Annotated in this window: 13 protein-coding genes and 1 tRNA gene; 4 read left to right on the top strand and 10 right to left on the bottom strand. The window is 63.7% G+C overall.

Annotated features, from left to right (window positions below):
* Positions 1 to 25 precede the first annotated feature (25 nt).
* The 6 genes from phoU to phoR all read right to left on the bottom strand — a co-directional run bounded on the left by phoU (position 26) and on the right by phoR (position 7006).
* Positions 26 to 733 carry a phosphate signaling complex protein PhoU gene (gene phoU, locus C7449_RS05910; protein ID WP_108001848.1) on the bottom strand — a complete coding sequence of 236 codons (708 nt, stop codon included), beginning with the start codon at positions 731 to 733 and terminating at the stop codon, positions 26 to 28.
* A gap of 59 nt (positions 734 to 792) precedes the next feature.
* Positions 793 to 1608, bottom strand: a complete 816-nt coding sequence (gene pstB, locus C7449_RS05905; protein WP_108001847.1) for a phosphate ABC transporter ATP-binding protein PstB — start codon at positions 1606 to 1608, stop codon at positions 793 to 795.
* 14 nt (positions 1609 to 1622) lie between these two features.
* Positions 1623 to 2945 (bottom strand): phosphate ABC transporter permease PstA, encoded by a 1323-nt coding sequence (pstA, locus tag C7449_RS05900; protein ID WP_108001846.1) that lies wholly within the window; start codon positions 2943 to 2945, stop codon positions 1623 to 1625.
* The gene (gene pstC, locus C7449_RS05895) at positions 2942 to 4423 is read right to left on the bottom strand and encodes a phosphate ABC transporter permease subunit PstC (RefSeq protein ID WP_108001845.1); all 1482 of its coding nucleotides are present in this window, start codon (positions 4421 to 4423) and stop codon (positions 2942 to 2944) included. Before pstC ends, pstA begins: the two co-directional genes overlap by 4 nt.
* A 78-nt stretch (positions 4424 to 4501) precedes the next feature.
* Complete coding sequence (locus C7449_RS05890) at positions 4502 to 5536, bottom strand: substrate-binding domain-containing protein (RefSeq protein WP_108001844.1); 1035 nt, start codon at positions 5534 to 5536, stop codon at positions 4502 to 4504.
* A gap of 192 nt (positions 5537 to 5728) precedes the next feature.
* Positions 5729 to 7006 carry a phosphate regulon sensor histidine kinase PhoR gene (gene phoR, locus C7449_RS05885; RefSeq protein ID WP_170115808.1) on the bottom strand — a complete coding sequence of 426 codons (1278 nt, stop codon included), beginning with the start codon at positions 7004 to 7006 and terminating at the stop codon, positions 5729 to 5731.
* Between the two features lie 132 nt (positions 7007 to 7138).
* Here phoR and ppk2 point away from each other — a divergent pair, with 132 nt between their 5' ends.
* A complete protein-coding gene (gene ppk2 / locus C7449_RS05880) occupies positions 7139 to 8017 on the top strand; it encodes a polyphosphate kinase 2 (RefSeq protein ID WP_108001843.1) in 879 nt (292 codons plus the stop codon).
* A gap of 35 nt (positions 8018 to 8052) precedes the next feature.
* Here the strand turns inward: ppk2 and C7449_RS05875 are convergent, their stop codons facing one another.
* Complete coding sequence (locus C7449_RS05875) at positions 8053 to 9189, bottom strand: biotin transporter BioY (RefSeq protein WP_108001842.1); 1137 nt, start codon at positions 9187 to 9189, stop codon at positions 8053 to 8055.
* A 382-nt stretch (positions 9190 to 9571) separates the two neighbouring features.
* Between C7449_RS05875 and C7449_RS05870 the strand changes: the two genes are divergently transcribed.
* Positions 9572 to 10534, top strand: coding sequence for an NAD(P)H-dependent flavin oxidoreductase (locus tag C7449_RS05870; RefSeq protein WP_108001841.1), 963 nt, complete (start codon positions 9572 to 9574; stop codon positions 10532 to 10534).
* A gap of 129 nt (positions 10535 to 10663) precedes the next feature.
* Positions 10664 to 10739 (top strand) — tRNA-Thr (locus tag C7449_RS05865).
* A gap of 51 nt (positions 10740 to 10790) precedes the next feature.
* Here C7449_RS05865 and C7449_RS05860 read toward each other — a convergent pair.
* The 3 genes from C7449_RS05860 to C7449_RS05850 all read right to left on the bottom strand — a co-directional run bounded on the left by C7449_RS05860 (position 10791) and on the right by C7449_RS05850 (position 13358).
* The gene (locus C7449_RS05860) at positions 10791 to 11333 is read right to left on the bottom strand and encodes a DNA-3-methyladenine glycosylase (RefSeq protein ID WP_108001840.1); all 543 of its coding nucleotides are present in this window, start codon (positions 11331 to 11333) and stop codon (positions 10791 to 10793) included.
* Between the two features lie 121 nt (positions 11334 to 11454).
* On the bottom strand, positions 11455 to 12912 hold the full coding sequence (locus C7449_RS05855; RefSeq protein WP_108001839.1) for a sensor histidine kinase: 1458 nt from the start codon (positions 12910 to 12912) through the stop codon (positions 11455 to 11457).
* Positions 12913 to 13073: 161 nt separating this feature from the next.
* Positions 13074 to 13358 (bottom strand): DUF6894 family protein, encoded by a 285-nt coding sequence (locus C7449_RS05850; RefSeq protein WP_108001838.1) that lies wholly within the window; start codon positions 13356 to 13358, stop codon positions 13074 to 13076.
* A 335-nt stretch (positions 13359 to 13693) separates the two neighbouring features.
* Here C7449_RS05850 and C7449_RS05845 point away from each other — a divergent pair, with 335 nt between their 5' ends.
* Complete coding sequence (locus C7449_RS05845; RefSeq protein WP_170115807.1) at positions 13694 to 15517, top strand: tetratricopeptide repeat protein; 1824 nt, start codon at positions 13694 to 13696, stop codon at positions 15515 to 15517.
* Positions 15518 to 15598 lie beyond the last annotated feature (81 nt).

Genomic DNA, 15598 nt, shown 5'->3' with positions numbered 1-15598 from the left:
TACGATCCATGCACCTTTCGGCGGATCATTCCGCACCGACCGAGGTGGTGTGATCGTCCTTGGGGCGCTCGCCTTCGGGCGGCGTACCGGTCGCCATGTAGTAGATCGTCTCGGCGATGTTCGTAGCGTGGTCGCCGATGCGTTCGATGTTCTTGGCGCAGAACAGAAGGTGCGTGCAGGGCGTGATGTTGCGCGGATCTTCCATCATGTAGGTGAGCAGTTCACGGAACAGCGACGTAAAGATCGCGTCGATCTCGTCGTCGCGCTCGCGGATTTCCTTGGCCTTGTCGGTGTCGCGCGTCGCGTAGACGTCGAGCACTTCCTTAAGCTGCGTCAGCGCCAGTTCGGCGAGATGCTCCAGGCCGCGCGCCAGGGCGCGCGGCATGCCCAGGCTCTGGATGGCGATGACGCGCTTGGCATTGTTCTTGCCGAGGTCGCCCACCCGCTCCAGTTCGGCCGCGATGCGGATCGCACCCATGATCTCGCGCAGGTCGGCTGCCATCGGCTGACGCTTGGCGATGGTGATGATCGCCTTCTCGTTGATCTGCCGCTCGGCGTTGTCGAGGATGACGTCCTCGGAGATCACCTTCTGGGCAAGGGCGGTGTCGGTATTGACCAGCGCACGCACGCTGTCGCCCACCATCTGCTCGGCGGTGCCGCCCATTTCGGAAATGCGGCGGGTGAGATACTTCAGCTCTTCGTCGTAGATCGAAACGATATGGGTCGGTGTCATGTTCTTTCCTCACATGGCGCCGCTGGCGCCGGGGGGGCAGTCGCAGAAGCGCAGGCGCCTCAGCCGAAGCGCCCCATGATGTAGTCCTGGGTGCGCTGGTCGTCCGGATTGGTGAACATCTTGTCCGTATCGTTCTCCTCGACGAGATTGCCGAGGTGGAACATGGCGGTGCGCTGCGAAACGCGGGCGGCCTGCTGCATCGAGTGGGTGACGATGACGATCGTGAAGTTCGACCGCAGCTCGTAGATCAGCTCCTCGACCTTGGCCGTGGCGATCGGGTCGAGCGCCGAGCAGGGCTCGTCCATCAGGATCACTTCGGGGCTGACCGCCACGGCGCGGGCGATGCAGAGGCGCTGCTGCTGGCCGCCGGAAAGGCCCGTGCCCGATTCATGCAGGCGGTCCTTCACTTCGTTCCAGAGCCCGGCCCTCTGCAGGCTCTGCTCGACGAGCACGTCGAGATCCGCCTTGTTCCTGGCCAGGCCGTGGATGCGCGGCCCATAGGCGACGTTCTCATAGATCGACTTCGGAAACGGGTTCGGCTTCTGGAACACCATGCCGACCCGGGCGCGAAGCTCCACCACGTCGATCGAGGGATCGTAGATGTCTTCGCCGTCCAGCGTGATGGTGCCGGTGATGCGGCAGCCGCCGATCGTGTCGTTCATGCGGTTGAGCGTGCGCAGGAATGTCGACTTGCCGCAGCCGGACGGGCCGATCAGCGCCGTGACGGTGTTCTCGCGTACGTCGAGGTTGACGTCGAACAGGGCGCGCTTCTCGCCGTAATAGACGGACACGTCCTTGCCGACCATTTTCAGGGGTACGGTGTTCATCTTCTTTTCCAGCGCTGCTTCAGCCGCGGCTTCGGTCATGATGTTCATCTCTCTTGTGTCCACTACCAGCGGCGTTCGAAACGGCGCCGCAGCATGATGGCGCCGAGGTTCATGATGATCAGGAACGCGAGCAGCACCATGATCGCGCCCGAGGTCCGCTCGGAGAACGCGCGCTCGGCCTCGTTCGCCCACATGTAGATCTGCACCGGCAGCGCCGTCGACGGTTCGAGCGGGGTGGCCGGAACGTTGGCGACGAAGGCCACCATGCCGATGAGCAGCAGTGGTGCCGTCTCGCCGAGCGCGTGGGCAAGCCCGATGATGGTGCCGGTCAGGATGCCGGGCATGGCGAGCGGCAGCACGTGATGGAAGATCGTCTGCATCTGCGAGGCGCCGAGGCCCAGTGCGGCGGCGCGGATCGACGGCGGCACGGCGCGAAGGGCGGCGCGCGTCGCAATGATGATGGTCGGCAGCGTCATCAGCGTCAGCACCAGACCGCCGACCAGCGGCGCGGAGCGCGGCAGCGCGGCGAAGTTGATGAAGACCGCAAGTCCCAGCAATCCGTAGACGATCGACGGCACTGCGGCGAGATTGTTGATGTTCACCTCGATCAGGTCGGTCAGCCGGTTCTTCGGCGCGAACTCCTCAAGGTAGATCGAGGCCGCCACGCCGATCGGCAGCGACAGCACCAGCACGATCCCCATCAGGTAGAGCGAACCGACCAGCGCGACGCCGAGGCCGGCGGCCTCCGGGCGGCTGGAATTGCCATTGACGAACAGTCCGGTGTTGAAGCCCTTGGCGAGCACGCCCTGTTCGGCGAGCTGGTTCATCCAGCCGATCTGTTGATCGGAGACCTTGCGGTTGGTTTCGGCGACGGAAAGGTCGATCTGCCCCTTGAAGGCGGAGTCGACGTTGGCGCTGGCGAGCACCGTCACCGGAACGGTCTTGCCGATGATCGAAGGGTCGGCCGCGACCATGTCGCGCAACGTCACGCGTGCGCTGTCCGAGACCATTGCGGAGATCTGCTTCAGGGCCGGACGGTCCGTTGCAGACACGCCGAGCTTCTCGGCAAGCGCATTGCGCATGAGCAGCGGATAGTTCGCGGTGACCAGCACGTTCGGATCGGTCGCCCGCTTGTTGCCGGGATCGATCACCTTCTCGGAGAACTCGATCGGCAGCGTGATCTCGGTCTGCTGGAAGGCGGTGTAGCCCTTGCTGACGACCGACCAGAGCAGGATGAACAGGAACGCCAGGCCGAAGGCGATTGCTGCAAGCCCATAGAAGCGGAAGCGTCGCTCGGCGGCGTAACGGCGCCGAATACCGATGTCGCGGCGTGTCGGGGCGGTCGGAACGAGACCGCCGGAAGCCGGTTTGATCATCTCGTTCATTCGTACTGCTCCCGATATTTGCGCACGATGTAGAGCGCGTAGATGTTCAGTGCCAGCGTAATGCAGAAGAGCGTGATGCCAAGCGCGAAGGCGACCAGCGTCTGCGGCGAGGTGAACTCCAGGTCGCCGGTCAGCTGGTTGACGATCTTGACGGTCACCGTTGTCATCGGCTCGAAGGGGTTGAGCTGCATGCGGGCGGCGACGCCTGCCGCCAGCACAACGATCATCGTTTCGCCGATGGCGCGCGAGGCGGTCATGAGAAGCGCGCCGACAATGCCGGGCAGCGCGGCCGGCAGGATCACCCGCTTGATCGTCTCGGACCGGGTGGCGCCGAGGCCGAGCGAGCCGTCGCGCAGCGCACGGGGGACCGCCGTGATGATGTCGTCGGACAGCGAGGACACGTAGGGGATCAGCATGATGCCCATGACGATGCCGGCGGTCAGCACGCTCTGCGCCTGGATGAAGCTCGTATAGTTGCCGGTCGCAAGTCCGTTGAGGCTCGCCGATATGTCGCGCAGGAACGGTCCGACGGTGACAAGCGCGAAGAAGCCGTAGACGATGGTCGGAATGCCTGCCAGCACTTCAAGCAGCGGCTTGGCGATGGCGCGCATGCGCGGCGTAGCATACTCGGCCATGTGGATCGCGGCGAACAGGCCGACAGGCACCGCCACTAGCATGGCGACCAGGCCGATATACAGCGTGCCGGCAAGAAGCGGGATCAGGCCGAACTGGCCGGCGGAGCTGGCGCCGGCGCCGGCAAAGCGCGGATCCCAGACCGTGCCGAAGAAAAACTCGGAGGCCGGCACCACGCTGAAGAAGCGAAGCGACTCGCTGAGCATAGAGGCGACGATGCCGACCGTCGTCAGGATGGCGATCGACGAGGCGACGACCAGGGAACCGAGGATGACGCGCTCGACCTTGTTGCGGGCACGCAACTGGGGAGCAACGGTCCGAAGCCCGACGAAGGCGCCGGCGATTGCAAGCGCGATTGCGACCGTGACAAGCGCCAGTTGGCTCCGCTGCCGCATCGCGTTGAGCGTCGCAGCCGAATCAAGCATGTAGGGCTGCGCCTCCGCGGCGATCGCCAACCCCTTGCCGGCGAAGACCGGCTGCAGCCTGGCGGGATCCTGCTTGATCGAAGCAAGCTCGTCCTCGGACAGCATCGGAAGTCCCTGGGCGAGGGTCGACACCATGCCGAAGGCGAGGCTCTGCTGTGCCGACGACTGGGCCTTTACGCTATCGGGGAAGGAATCGCGAACGGCGGAATTGACGTTGAACGGGCTCACCGTTAGCCACACGGCAACCAGCAGCAATGGCGGCAGAAAGCTTACAAGCGCCACGTAGGCGCCATAGTAGTTCGGCCGGGAATGGAGCGTGGAGAGCTTTCCGCCCGACAGCGAGAGCGCCCGCATGCGGCCGAGAGCGAAGGCGACTGCTGTGATGGCCAAAAGGATGGCAAGTAGTAGCTTCGTGCTCATGCGGATTGTCCAGCCGCCTCATGCGGGCGTTTCAGAAAGGGAAGGAACCGGCGCAGAATAGCGCCGGTTCCCGTCGTATTACATGGTCTTGCCGGCTTCGACGGCGGTGCGGATTTCCTCGCGCTCGGCGTCCGGTGCGGCCACCAGGCCATACTCGGCCAGCGGGCCATCGGGGCCGATCATCTGGTCGGATACGAAGAACTCGACATATTCCTTCAGGCCCGGGACGACGCCGACATGGGCCTTCTTGACGTAGAAGAACAGCGGACGGGAGACCGGATATTCGCCCGAGGCGATCGTCTCGACCGACGGCTTCACGCCGCTGACCGTAGCGACCTTCAGCTTGTCGGCGTTGTTCTCGTAGAAGGACAGGCCGAAGACGCCGACGCCGGTCTTGTTGGCAGCGATGCGGGCGAGCGTTTCGGAGTAGTCGCCGTCGATGTCGACTGCAAGACCATCCTTGCGGACGGCGATGCACTTCTTGGCGGCTTCCTTCTCATCGGCGACCGCAGCCTTGATGACGTCGACAGCACCGGCGTCCTTGCAACCGACGGCGAGAACCTTCTCTTCGAAGACTTCACGCGTGCCGTGCTTTTCGCCCGGGATGTAGGCGGCGATCTCGGCGTCCGGCAGAGCCGGGTTCACTTCCGACCACTTCTTGTAGGGGTTGGCGACGAGCTTGCCATCGACAACAACTTCGGCGGCGAGCGCCTTGTAGAGGTCGACCGGCGCGAAGGCGATGTCCGGATTGCTGGCGTCGGTGGCAAAGACGATGCCGTCATAGCCGATCTTGACTTCCTGGACGTCGGTGACGCCGGCCGCCTTGCAGGCGTCCAGCTCCGAATCCTTGATCTTGCGCGAGGAATTGGCGATGTCGATCGTGGCCTCGCCAACGCCCTTGCAGAATTCCTTCAGGCCGGCGCCGCTGCCGCCGGATTCGACGACCGGCGTCTTGAAGTTGCTGAAGGTCTCGCCGAAGGTCTCGGCGACGATCTTGGCGTAGGGCAGGACGGTCGAGGAGCCAGCGACCTGGATCTGGTCGCGAGCGACGGCGGCGCCGGCAAATACGACCGAAGCGGCCAAAGCGGCTACGGTAAGCTTAAGAGAATTCATCTGCTTGTCTCCCATGATAGGGCTTGTGTGGGTATGCCGGCGCTCGGCCTTCGCCTGCCGCCGATCAGCGGCCCTATCTAGCGCCCCGTCGCAATCGCTTTTATGTCACTTTCACGAAACATTTATGACAGCCCAAGAGGTTGATTCTGAAAGCTATTCTCAAGTGAAAGCGCTACTTCCCGCTGATTTGTGTCAGAATTTGACGGTGAACACCGTGCCCTTGCCCAATTCGGACTTGATGACGAGGCGGGCGCGGTGGCGGGTGAGAATGTGCTTAACGATGGCGAGCCCGAGCCCGGTGCCCTTCTTGGAGCGGCTCGCCTCCACGTTGACCCGATAGAAGCGCTCGGTCAGGCGTGGAACATGCTCGGGCGGTATGCCCGGGCCGTAATCGGTCACGGAGACTTCGGCATGCCCGTCGTCACCAGCCGTCAACCGCACGTCGACGCGCCCGCCTTCCTGACCATATTTGCAGGCGTTCTCGACCAGGTTTTCGAAGACTTCGACCAACTCGTCGCGTTCGCCGGCGACTTCGATCGGCTGCGTGGGGATATCAAGGACGATCTCTACACCGAGTTCGCTTGCAAACGGCTGCAGACTATCGCGCACATGGCCGATCAGCGGCCCGAGTTCCAGCCTCTGTTCGGGAGGCACGTGCGACTTCAACTCCAGCCTCGACAGGGAAAGCAGATCATCGACGAGCCGGCTCATCCGCGTGGCCTGTTCATGCATGATGCCGAGAAAGCGTTCCTGCGCGTCCGGATCTTGCCTGGCCGGCCCCTGGAGGGTCTCGATGAAGCCGCGCAGGGAGGCCAGCGGCGTTCGCAATTCGTGGCTGGCATTGGCGACGAAGTCGGAGCGGATCTGCTCGATCTTGTGGGCCTGCGACACATCGCGGAACGAAATCAGGAAGGCTCGTCCGCCGAGGCGCTGGCCGAGCGCCGGCATGGGCGCCGCTCGCACGATATAGACGGTTTCCGATGGCATCGGCCCGAAATGCTCGATTTCCTTCGGCCTGCCCGTGGCAATCACCTCGCGCGCCATGTCGAGGATACCCGGCGCACGGATCCTGGCGGAAAGATCGGCGTTGCGCGGGATCGGCCCGAACAGATCGGCAGCAGCGCGATTTTGCAGCCTCACGGTTTCGTCGGAGGTGACGATCAGGACCGGCATGTCGAGCGCATCGATCAGCGCCGCGATCGATGCCAGCGCGACGGACGGCTCGGTATCGGCGCGCTGCGTCGCAGCCGGCAAGGCCGACGGCCGACCTTCCAGCCGCTCGGCGCGGGCAAAGCCGGCAAGAACCAGCAGCGCCGCCGCGAAGGCGACCCAGCCGGCCGGAAGCCCCCCGAGCCACATCAGGAAGGCGGTGAAGGTGACCGCGGCCAGCAACACGCGGTCGTCCCACAGTTGCGCCAAGAGCCACCGCAAAACCGACCCGCGCTCCTCCACGAACGTCCCCTTCCTCATCTTCATCGCCCCTGCCATTGCTGCTGCAACAGGCAGTGATAGCGCGATTCCATGACATGTTTTTCACGCCGCGCTTGAATTCGCAATCCGGATATGTCCTGCTCGGAGGAGCGCGAGCGGAGGGCCCCCGGCATGGCGATCTTTCCCGACATTAAGCCCGTCGAAATCGAGGTCGGCGGCAAGACGCGCCACGTCGACATCGACGACAAGACGCTGCCGGCGTGGATCAGCGACGCGGCGCTGTCCTCGGGCGGGTATCCCTACGACGACAAGCTCGACAAGGACGAGTACGAGGACGCGCTGAAGGCGCTGCAGATCGAACTCGTCAAGGTGCAGTATTGGCTGCAGGCGACCGGAAAACGCGTGATCGCGCTCTATGAGGGGCGCGATGCGGCGGGCAAGGGGGGCACGATCTTCGTCACCCGCGCCTATCTCAATCCGCGTTCTGCCCGCGTCGTGGCGCTGGCAAAGCCCTCGGAGACCGAGCAGGGGCAGTGGTATTACCAGCGATATGTCGCGCAGTTTCCGACGGCCGGCGAATTCGTGCTCTTCGATCGGTCCTGGTACAATCGCGCCTGTGTCGAACCGGTGATGGGATTTTGCACGCCGGAGCAGTACGAAAAGTTTCTGGAGGAGACGCCGAGCTTCGAGAAGATGGTCATCTCGGACCGCATCATCTTCTTCAAGTTCTGGCTCGACATCGGGCGCGAAATGCAGATCAAGCGCTTTCACGACCGTCGCCACGATCCGCTGAAGACATGGAAACTCTCCCCCATGGACATCGCCGCCCTCAGCAAATGGGACGACTACACCGAAAAGCGCGACCGCATGCTGGAAGAGACGCACAGGGCATGGGCGCCGTGGACGGTGGTGCGCGCCAACGACAAGCGCCGGGCGCGGCTGAATGCGATCCGCCACATCCTCGATCGGCTCGACTATGACGGCAAGGCCAAGAAGGCCATCGGGGAGATCGACGGAAAGATCATCGGCTCCGGGCCGAAATTCCTGTAACCCCGAAACGGCCGGATTGCGACGCGGCCGCGATCTCACTCGCCGGGCAGGACACGGACCGCGAACAGGTTGACCCCTGCCCCACCGCCGGAGACATCGCTGGTAATGAACAGCCGCCCCGTCTCGTTGGGCGCCAGGGTGCGGTCGAACGTCAGATGGAACAACAGGTCGGTGCGATGGGAGACCGCGAAGCGGTGGCGATCGCAGTTGCCGAGTGCGGCGAAGTCGCATTCGACCGCCACCTGTACCGGCTTTCCATCGTCCGGCTCGACGGTGATGGCGATCATCGACGTCTTGCCCGCCATGGCCCGAAGCACCTCCGGCTCGACTGCTACGGCAATCGCGCCGTCACGGCCGGTGCCTTGCGAGACCAGGCGCACAGCCGGCCCCTCGTCCGTGCTGACGGTCTCAAATCGGCCATTTGCCCCAGCCGTCAGCGCGTCGGTCCTGTCCGGCCTGAAAACCTCATGCCATTCTGCCGAAAAGCTGTTCTGCGTATCCAGCGCTTCCTTGACCGGGTCGGTTCCGGAGAAATCCTCGGCATTCACCTTGGCCGGCGGGTTGGCGACGCTGCCGTCGCGTGCGGCCGGCGGCAGCAGCAGGCCGCTGCTCTGCACCCACCAGCCGATCGTGCCAATCGCTGCCACAAGCGTCGCAACGACGAGCAGGAAGGAAAACAGCCGGCCGCGCCGCCGCGGCGGCTTGGCGATGCGCGGCGATGCCTCCACGGTCGCGTCGTTCTCGCCGCGGCGTGGCCGGGCCTCGTTGTTGGATGCCTTTCCGTTTGCTACGAACCCATCGGCGCGCTCGGGGCGGATTTCGCCCAGCAGCGACCCGGCCTCGACCCCGTTCGCTGGCTCCTGCCCGGTTCTCTGTTCGCCACGCACCTGCCGAGCCTGCGCGTCCGGCGATACCTGTGGCAGCTCGTCGCCCTGCCCGGCCGGCGCCGTTGATGCTTGCAGGGCGGTTCGCTGTTCACCCTCGATGCGGCGGATCAGCATCTCCAGGCGGTGGCGCTGGGCGGCGATCGCCTCGGGATCGTTGACCTCCTGCTTGCGCAGCCCCGCCTCGAGCGCGTTGCGCGCCGATTGGTAGATCCGCGCGCGCGTCTCCGGGTTGTCGCTTTCGGCACGCGCCAAAGCGTTCCTGATAGCCTGTTCCAGTCCGCTCACATTGCCTCCTCGGGCGGCATCGCGCAGATCGCACCGCGCAGCCCCGGACGCGCACAGGGCGTCCAGTTGTCATTCGTTAAGAATTCGGTAAACGTTGGCGTCGCGTTCTGCAAGTCTCGGCCATGCAGCAGCGCTCGCCTTTTCGGAGGCGATCCGCGGCCTTTGCGGTTGCCGCATGGTCTTTCGGCGGCTCGGCCCGGTGCAGGGGCCAGATAGTCTGCCGGCCGGGTACGCCGGTTGCCCGGCCTTCGGTGCAGGCGACCTTGCGGGCAGTCCGACCGGCATGACAGTATTGCGCCCGGCCGCCCCTCTTTCCAGGACGGTGCAATGTTGCTAGCGGCTTTGATGTTTGCGTAAGCGTCAAAGCAAATCGGATCGAACCATGCCCCTGCCCGCCATCCTGCGCGACAACCTGCGGCTCCCGGTCGTCGCCGCGCCGCTTTTCATCATCTCGCATCCGGCCCTGACGCTGGCGCAATGCAAGGCGGGTGTGATCGGCTCCTTCCCGGCGCTCAATGCGCGGCCGGAGTCGCAGCTCGACGAATGGCTGGCGGAGATCACCGAGGCCCTTCAAGCCCACGACCGCAAGCATCCGGACCGCCCGGCCGCCCCGTTTGCCGTCAACCAGATCGTTCACAAGTCAAACCGGCGGCTCGAGCACGACCTGGCGCTGTGCGTCAAATACAGGGTGCCGATCGTGATTTCATCGCTGGGCGCGGTACCCGAGGTAAACGAGGCGATCCACTCCTATGGCGGCATCGTGCTGCATGATGTCATCAACAACCGCCATGCCAGCTCGGCGATCCGCAAGGGGGCGGACGGGCTGATCGCGGTTGCCGCCGGCGCCGGCGGACATGCCGGTACGCTCTCGCCCTTTGCGCTCGTGCAGGAGATCCGGCAATGGTTCGACGGTCCGCTGCTGCTGTCGGGAGCGATCGCGACCGGGGGAGCGATTCTGGCAGCGCAGGCGATGGGCGCCGACATGGCCTATATCGGCTCGCCCTTCATCGCCACGGTCGAAGCCCGCGCCGGCGATGCCTACAAGCAGGCCCTTGTCGACGGCAGCGCCTCGGACATCATCTATTCGAGCTATTTCACCGGCATCCACGGCAATTACCTGAGATCGTCGATCCGCGCCGCCGGGCTGGACCCCGACAATCTCCCGCCGGCGGAACCGACCAAGATGGATTTCGAGAGCACCGCAACCGGCGCCCGCGCCTGGCGCGACATCTGGGGGGCGGGCCAGGGCATCGGCGCCATCCGCGAGATCACGGCCACAGAGACGCTCGTCGATCGCCTGGCGGAGGAGTACCGGGCGGCCCGCGCCCGCATCGCCGCCCCTTGAAGGCGGGCGCCATTTCGAAAGCCGCCCGGAAAAACGACAAAGGTCGCACTGACGACTTGAAATCTCCGCTCAATGCGGCTATCAGCCCCACACATTCCGCCCGGCGATCCTTTCGCAGGGCCGAAGCGGGCCGCTTTAGCTCAGTCGGTAGAGCACATCATTCGTAATGATGGGGTCACGTGTTCGAGTCACGTAAGCGGCACCATTTTTCTCTCGTTAATTTCGTCTGGAAAAGCCCGACCTCCCCGAGGCCTTTTCAGCGCTTCTTGCTCAAATAGCTCGAGCCCTGCACGGAGAAGCGCCAAAGGCGCTCGGTGGCCTTGCTGATTCCGACCCGCGTGCTCTTCGCCACCGGGGGAGGTTCGGCTGGCAGTTCCACGGAGAACGGCGGCATCAGGATTGAAAGGCCGTTCATGCGTCCGTCGACTGCGAGTGCCTGGCATACATTTCCCGGGCCAGCACACAGCCTTTGGCGCTCCATTGTTCTGCGCCGCTCCACCATCGTCTCGATGCCGCACGTCGGTTCCAGCCCACGGATCAACACCGCACTGCCCGTCTCGCAGACGACATTCAGACACCAATGCAGACCATAGATCCGATATACGTAAATCCCCGCCGGCGCGCCAAACATGGCCGCATTCGCAAGCGTTTTTCCGCGATAGCTATGAGATGCTTCGTCGTCCTGCCGATAGGCTTCGGTTTCCACGATGAACCCGCCAACACCTGCGACCAGAAGGCGGGCTCCGAGGAGTTCAACAGCCACGATCACCGAATCGCGTTCGAAGAAGTGTTCATCCATGGCGCGCCGACAAATTCCGCATCCTGCAGACTCGGTGATCCCGTCGCGAAGCCGAGCGCCATTTCAAGGCGTTCCAAAGTACCGCCGACACGTGCTGCGGTGTCAGGGTGATGAGCCGCCGCTAGAGGTGATGATCATCGTCCAGCCAATTCGATGCCAACGGCGCATGGATGTCGCAGCGAACTCCGGCGGGGTCGTATCGAATCTCGACGCTTCCCTGGAGTTGGCCGGATGCAAGGCCCTCGATCAGGCGCGATCCGAAGCCCCTTCGAAGCGGAGAAGCGACTTCCGGGCCTCCCGATTCTCTCCAGCAGAGGCGGAACCGCGTGCTGTCAGTGGGATCGGTCATCCAGTTGAGGCTTACGCGCCCGGATTGGACGGACAGGGCGCCATACTTTGCCGCATTGGTCGCAAGCTCATGCAGAATGAGCGCGATCGCCACGACCCCCTTCGGGGGCAAGTTCAGATCGGGGCCATCGATGTCGAAATGACTGCCCGAATACGGAGACAGGGCCTCTTCGACAACCTTGGCCAGGCTGGCGCTCTCCCAGTTGCCATGGGTGAGAAGGTCATGGGCCTTGGCGAAATTCTGCAGCCGCGCATCGAAGGTTGCCTTTGCCGGTTCGATGTCCGTCGCGGAGCCAAACGTCTGGCGTGCGATCGCCAGAACGGTTGCCAGCACGTTTTTTACCCGGTGGTTCAATTCGGCGACAAGGACCCCCTGAACCCGCTCGGCGTCCTTGCGCGCCGTTATATCGCGGGCGATCTTCGATGCGCCGACGATGCGGCCATCGGGCGCGACGATGGGAGATACCGACAGCGACACCTCGACGAGGCGTCCGCTCTTGTGCCGCCGGACGGTCTCATGTGGTTCCACCCGATGGCCGGCCTTGATGCGGTCGATGATGCACTTCTCTTCATCGAGGCGGTCGCCTGGAATGAGAACCGTCACCGACTTACCCATGATCTCTTCGGCGGCATATCCATAGAGGTGCTCGGCACCGTCGTTCCAGTCGGTGACAACCATGTCGAGGTCGATACCGAGGATTGCATCTTCCGACGAGGAGATGATCGACGCCAGGCGTTGAAGATCAGCTTCGTATCCGACCCGGTCGGTCGTTTCGTCGACCACGCAAAGCACGGCGATGACATGTCCGGCCTCGTCGGGAACGGGGGAGTACGAGATATCGAAGTAAACCGTCTCCGGCCCCCGGCCCCTTTCGATATAGAACGGCCGGTTCTTGGCGACGATCGTTTCACCGGTCTCCAACACTCGCCTGAGCAGAGGCTCCAGGTCGTCCCAGAGTTCGCCCCAATTCTCTCGCGCCGGCCTGCCAAGCGCGGCCGGGTGCTTGGTACCGATGGTCGGCACGTAGGCATCGTTGTAAACCGCGACGAATTCGGGCCCACAGAACATGACGATCTGAGCGCGCGCGGGAAGGATAATGTCAACGGCGCACCGCAAATGGACAGGCCAAGCCGACATCGGTCCGAGACTGGTGCCAGCCCAGTCATAACCGCGGATTAACGCGGCCATTTCTCCTGATCTAACAGGCGCAGCAGCAGCGTAATCGAGCATGGGCCCTCCGTGTGACAGGATATCTTTGCGGGGGCCAGTTCGGCGAGTCAATTACCATTTATGACAACGGCCGTGTGCGGGTCCGGGCGTGCGATGACCGCTTCTTAGCCGTGATCCCAAGACGACCGCAGGAGAAGGTCGCACCTTATAGCTCGCTCGCTTTATCGCGAACGCCCGGGCGTCGGATTTCGCGGTGGGTTCTTGCAACGGGACCAGTAGATTTCAGAACTGTAATCGAGGCGCAGCTCGGCGATCAGGTCACGATCGGGGCCATACACCCGCACAGCGAGCGGATGGGCAGCATCTTTGGGCAAACCATCCACGGCCATTTCCGCCAGGGTCTTGCGCGCCTGCTGAATGGCGGCGTTATCATCCGAGAGATCGAAAGCATCGTCCGGCGACTGCGATCCCTCATTATCGGTGATGGCGAAATAATATTGGGGCATCTGGCTCGGCTTACGTCCTGGAAACCTGCAAAACACGATCGCGCCTGGAAAGTTCCGGCGGATTTTCTACGGTTTCATTGTCGTGGAGGCAGGCGTCATTGCGAGCAATGGCATCGTACTACCCTTCTGCCGCCTACCACCGTCACCGGATCTCCACGATATTGGTCCCGCGGCGATCAGGCGGCGGGCCGTTACCTCCAGGGCGGTCATGCCAGTCGAATGGTCGACACCAAGCCCACCTCGAAAGGCTTTCTCGACCGGACGGGTTTGGCGGAATACGATGCGCCTCCACCGACCGGGGCCTGATCGCCCCGCCGGAGAGGGAGGGCAGCCAGATGTTGGATCGCGCCGGACCGGGCGTGGCAGGGCATCGGTCCGGTGCACCGATGCTTGTCAGCTTCTATTGCGGGGACAACTATTATCACGAGGCCGCAGCACGGCTGCGGGCCGACTGCGCGAGCGCGGGCATCGAGCACGACATTACCGAGTTGGAGTTGCCGCCGGACTTCAACTGGGCCCAGATCTGCAAACGCAAGATAGCGTTCTTCGAGGAGATGCTGCGCAAGCACCAGCGCCCGATCCTCTGGGTCGACGTCGACTCCCGCGTCAATGGTTTGCCGGACGAACTAAAATTCTGCGCTTTCGACGTCGCCGGCTATGTCCGTTCCTTCCGTTATATTCGCGATTTCGATCCGCTGGCGAATTCGCGCTTCTGGACGCCGTGCATCCTGTACCTCAACTACAACGACCGGGTACTCCGCTTTGTCGATCTGATGCGCAGCATCGAGGCGGAAGGGCCCGGGAACGTCACCGACGACTACGTGCTGCACGAGGCGTGGCTGCGGTTCGAGGAGCAGTTGAGCATCGGCATCCTGCGCCCGCAAACCGTGGCGCGGGGCCCGGACGAAGCGACAGCCGGGGCCTCGATCCTGATCGGGTCGAGCGGCAACGTCGCGGAATGGCGCGACCAGGTCGTGCAGCACGACCCGAAGCGCCGGCGACCCGGTCATCAGGCGATCGTGCTGAGCGAGGTCGCGAGCGGCATCCGCAAGAGCGGCGATCAGGAGCGCGCCCTGTGGCTCTACAAGGAAGCCCACGCGCTGGACCCTGCCAACGAGCGCATCGTCGCGAACTGTGCAAGAACATTGCGATCATTGGGCCGAACCGACGAGGCGCTGGACCTTCTCGACCGTGCCGTCGAACAGAACCCGGACTCGATCGACGTGCGGCGGATGTACATCAACATTGCCATCAAGGCGCGTCGGTACACCCGCGCCGAGGCGGCGATCGATGAACTGGTGGGCTCCACTGACGAGGCATGGCGCGATCATGGCAGATCGCTGCAATTCGATTTCGATCTCGAGCGGCGGGCCCGCGAACGGCACGTCCGGCGGTCGCGGCGCATGCAGCTCTGGTGGATGAAAACCCCCTACCCGGGCAATTTCGGCGACGTCCTCAATCCTTATGTGGTCGAACGCCTGACCGGCGTGCCACCCCGCTACGCACCGCATGGCAAGGGCATGTTGTGCATCGGCAGCGTCGTCAAGTTCGCCAGGCGAGATACCCCCGTCTGGGGCAGCGGCACCCCGCGCATGTCCGACACCCTCGCCCCCGATGCCCGTTACCTTGCGGTACGGGGGCCGCTGACCTGGGAACTCGTGCGGAAATCAGGCGGCGAGTGTCCGGAAATCTTCGGCGACCCTGCCCTGCTGCTGCCGCAGCTCTACACACCGCGCAGACACGAAAAGAAGTATCGCCTCGGGATCATCAGGCACGTCGTCCACCGCCGCGCGCAGGACTTCGGACCAGACGTCAAGGAGATCTCGATCCTGCGTTGCGGCTACAAGGAGATCGAGCACTTCATCGACGAATTGCACGAATGCGAAGCGATCCTGTCGACATCGTTGCACGGGCTGATCGTTTCGCACGCCTACGGCATCCCGGCGCGCTGGTGTACCTATAGCGATGGAGCGGCCATCGCCGGCGACGGAACGAAGTTCCACGATTATTTCCTGTCCGTCGACATGCAGAAGCAGCACGCCCTCGACCTGTCGCCCTACGGAACCATCGCGGCCTCGATGCGCGACGAGGTTCCCGAACTGAGCATGCGCTTCGATGCCAAGGCATTGCGGGAGGCCTTCCCCAACCCGCATCGCTAGCGCGCCCGTCAGGCCGGGCGCGCTTATGCGAGCGGCCCATCGCCTTTCGGTGAGCTTTCCCGCAGATGCGCCTGTGGTACA

This window comes from Mycoplana dimorpha (assembly GCF_003046475.1).
Taxonomy (GTDB): Bacteria; Pseudomonadota; Alphaproteobacteria; order Rhizobiales; family Rhizobiaceae; genus Mycoplana; species Mycoplana dimorpha.
This window is presented reverse-complemented; position numbering and strand designations above follow the sequence as displayed.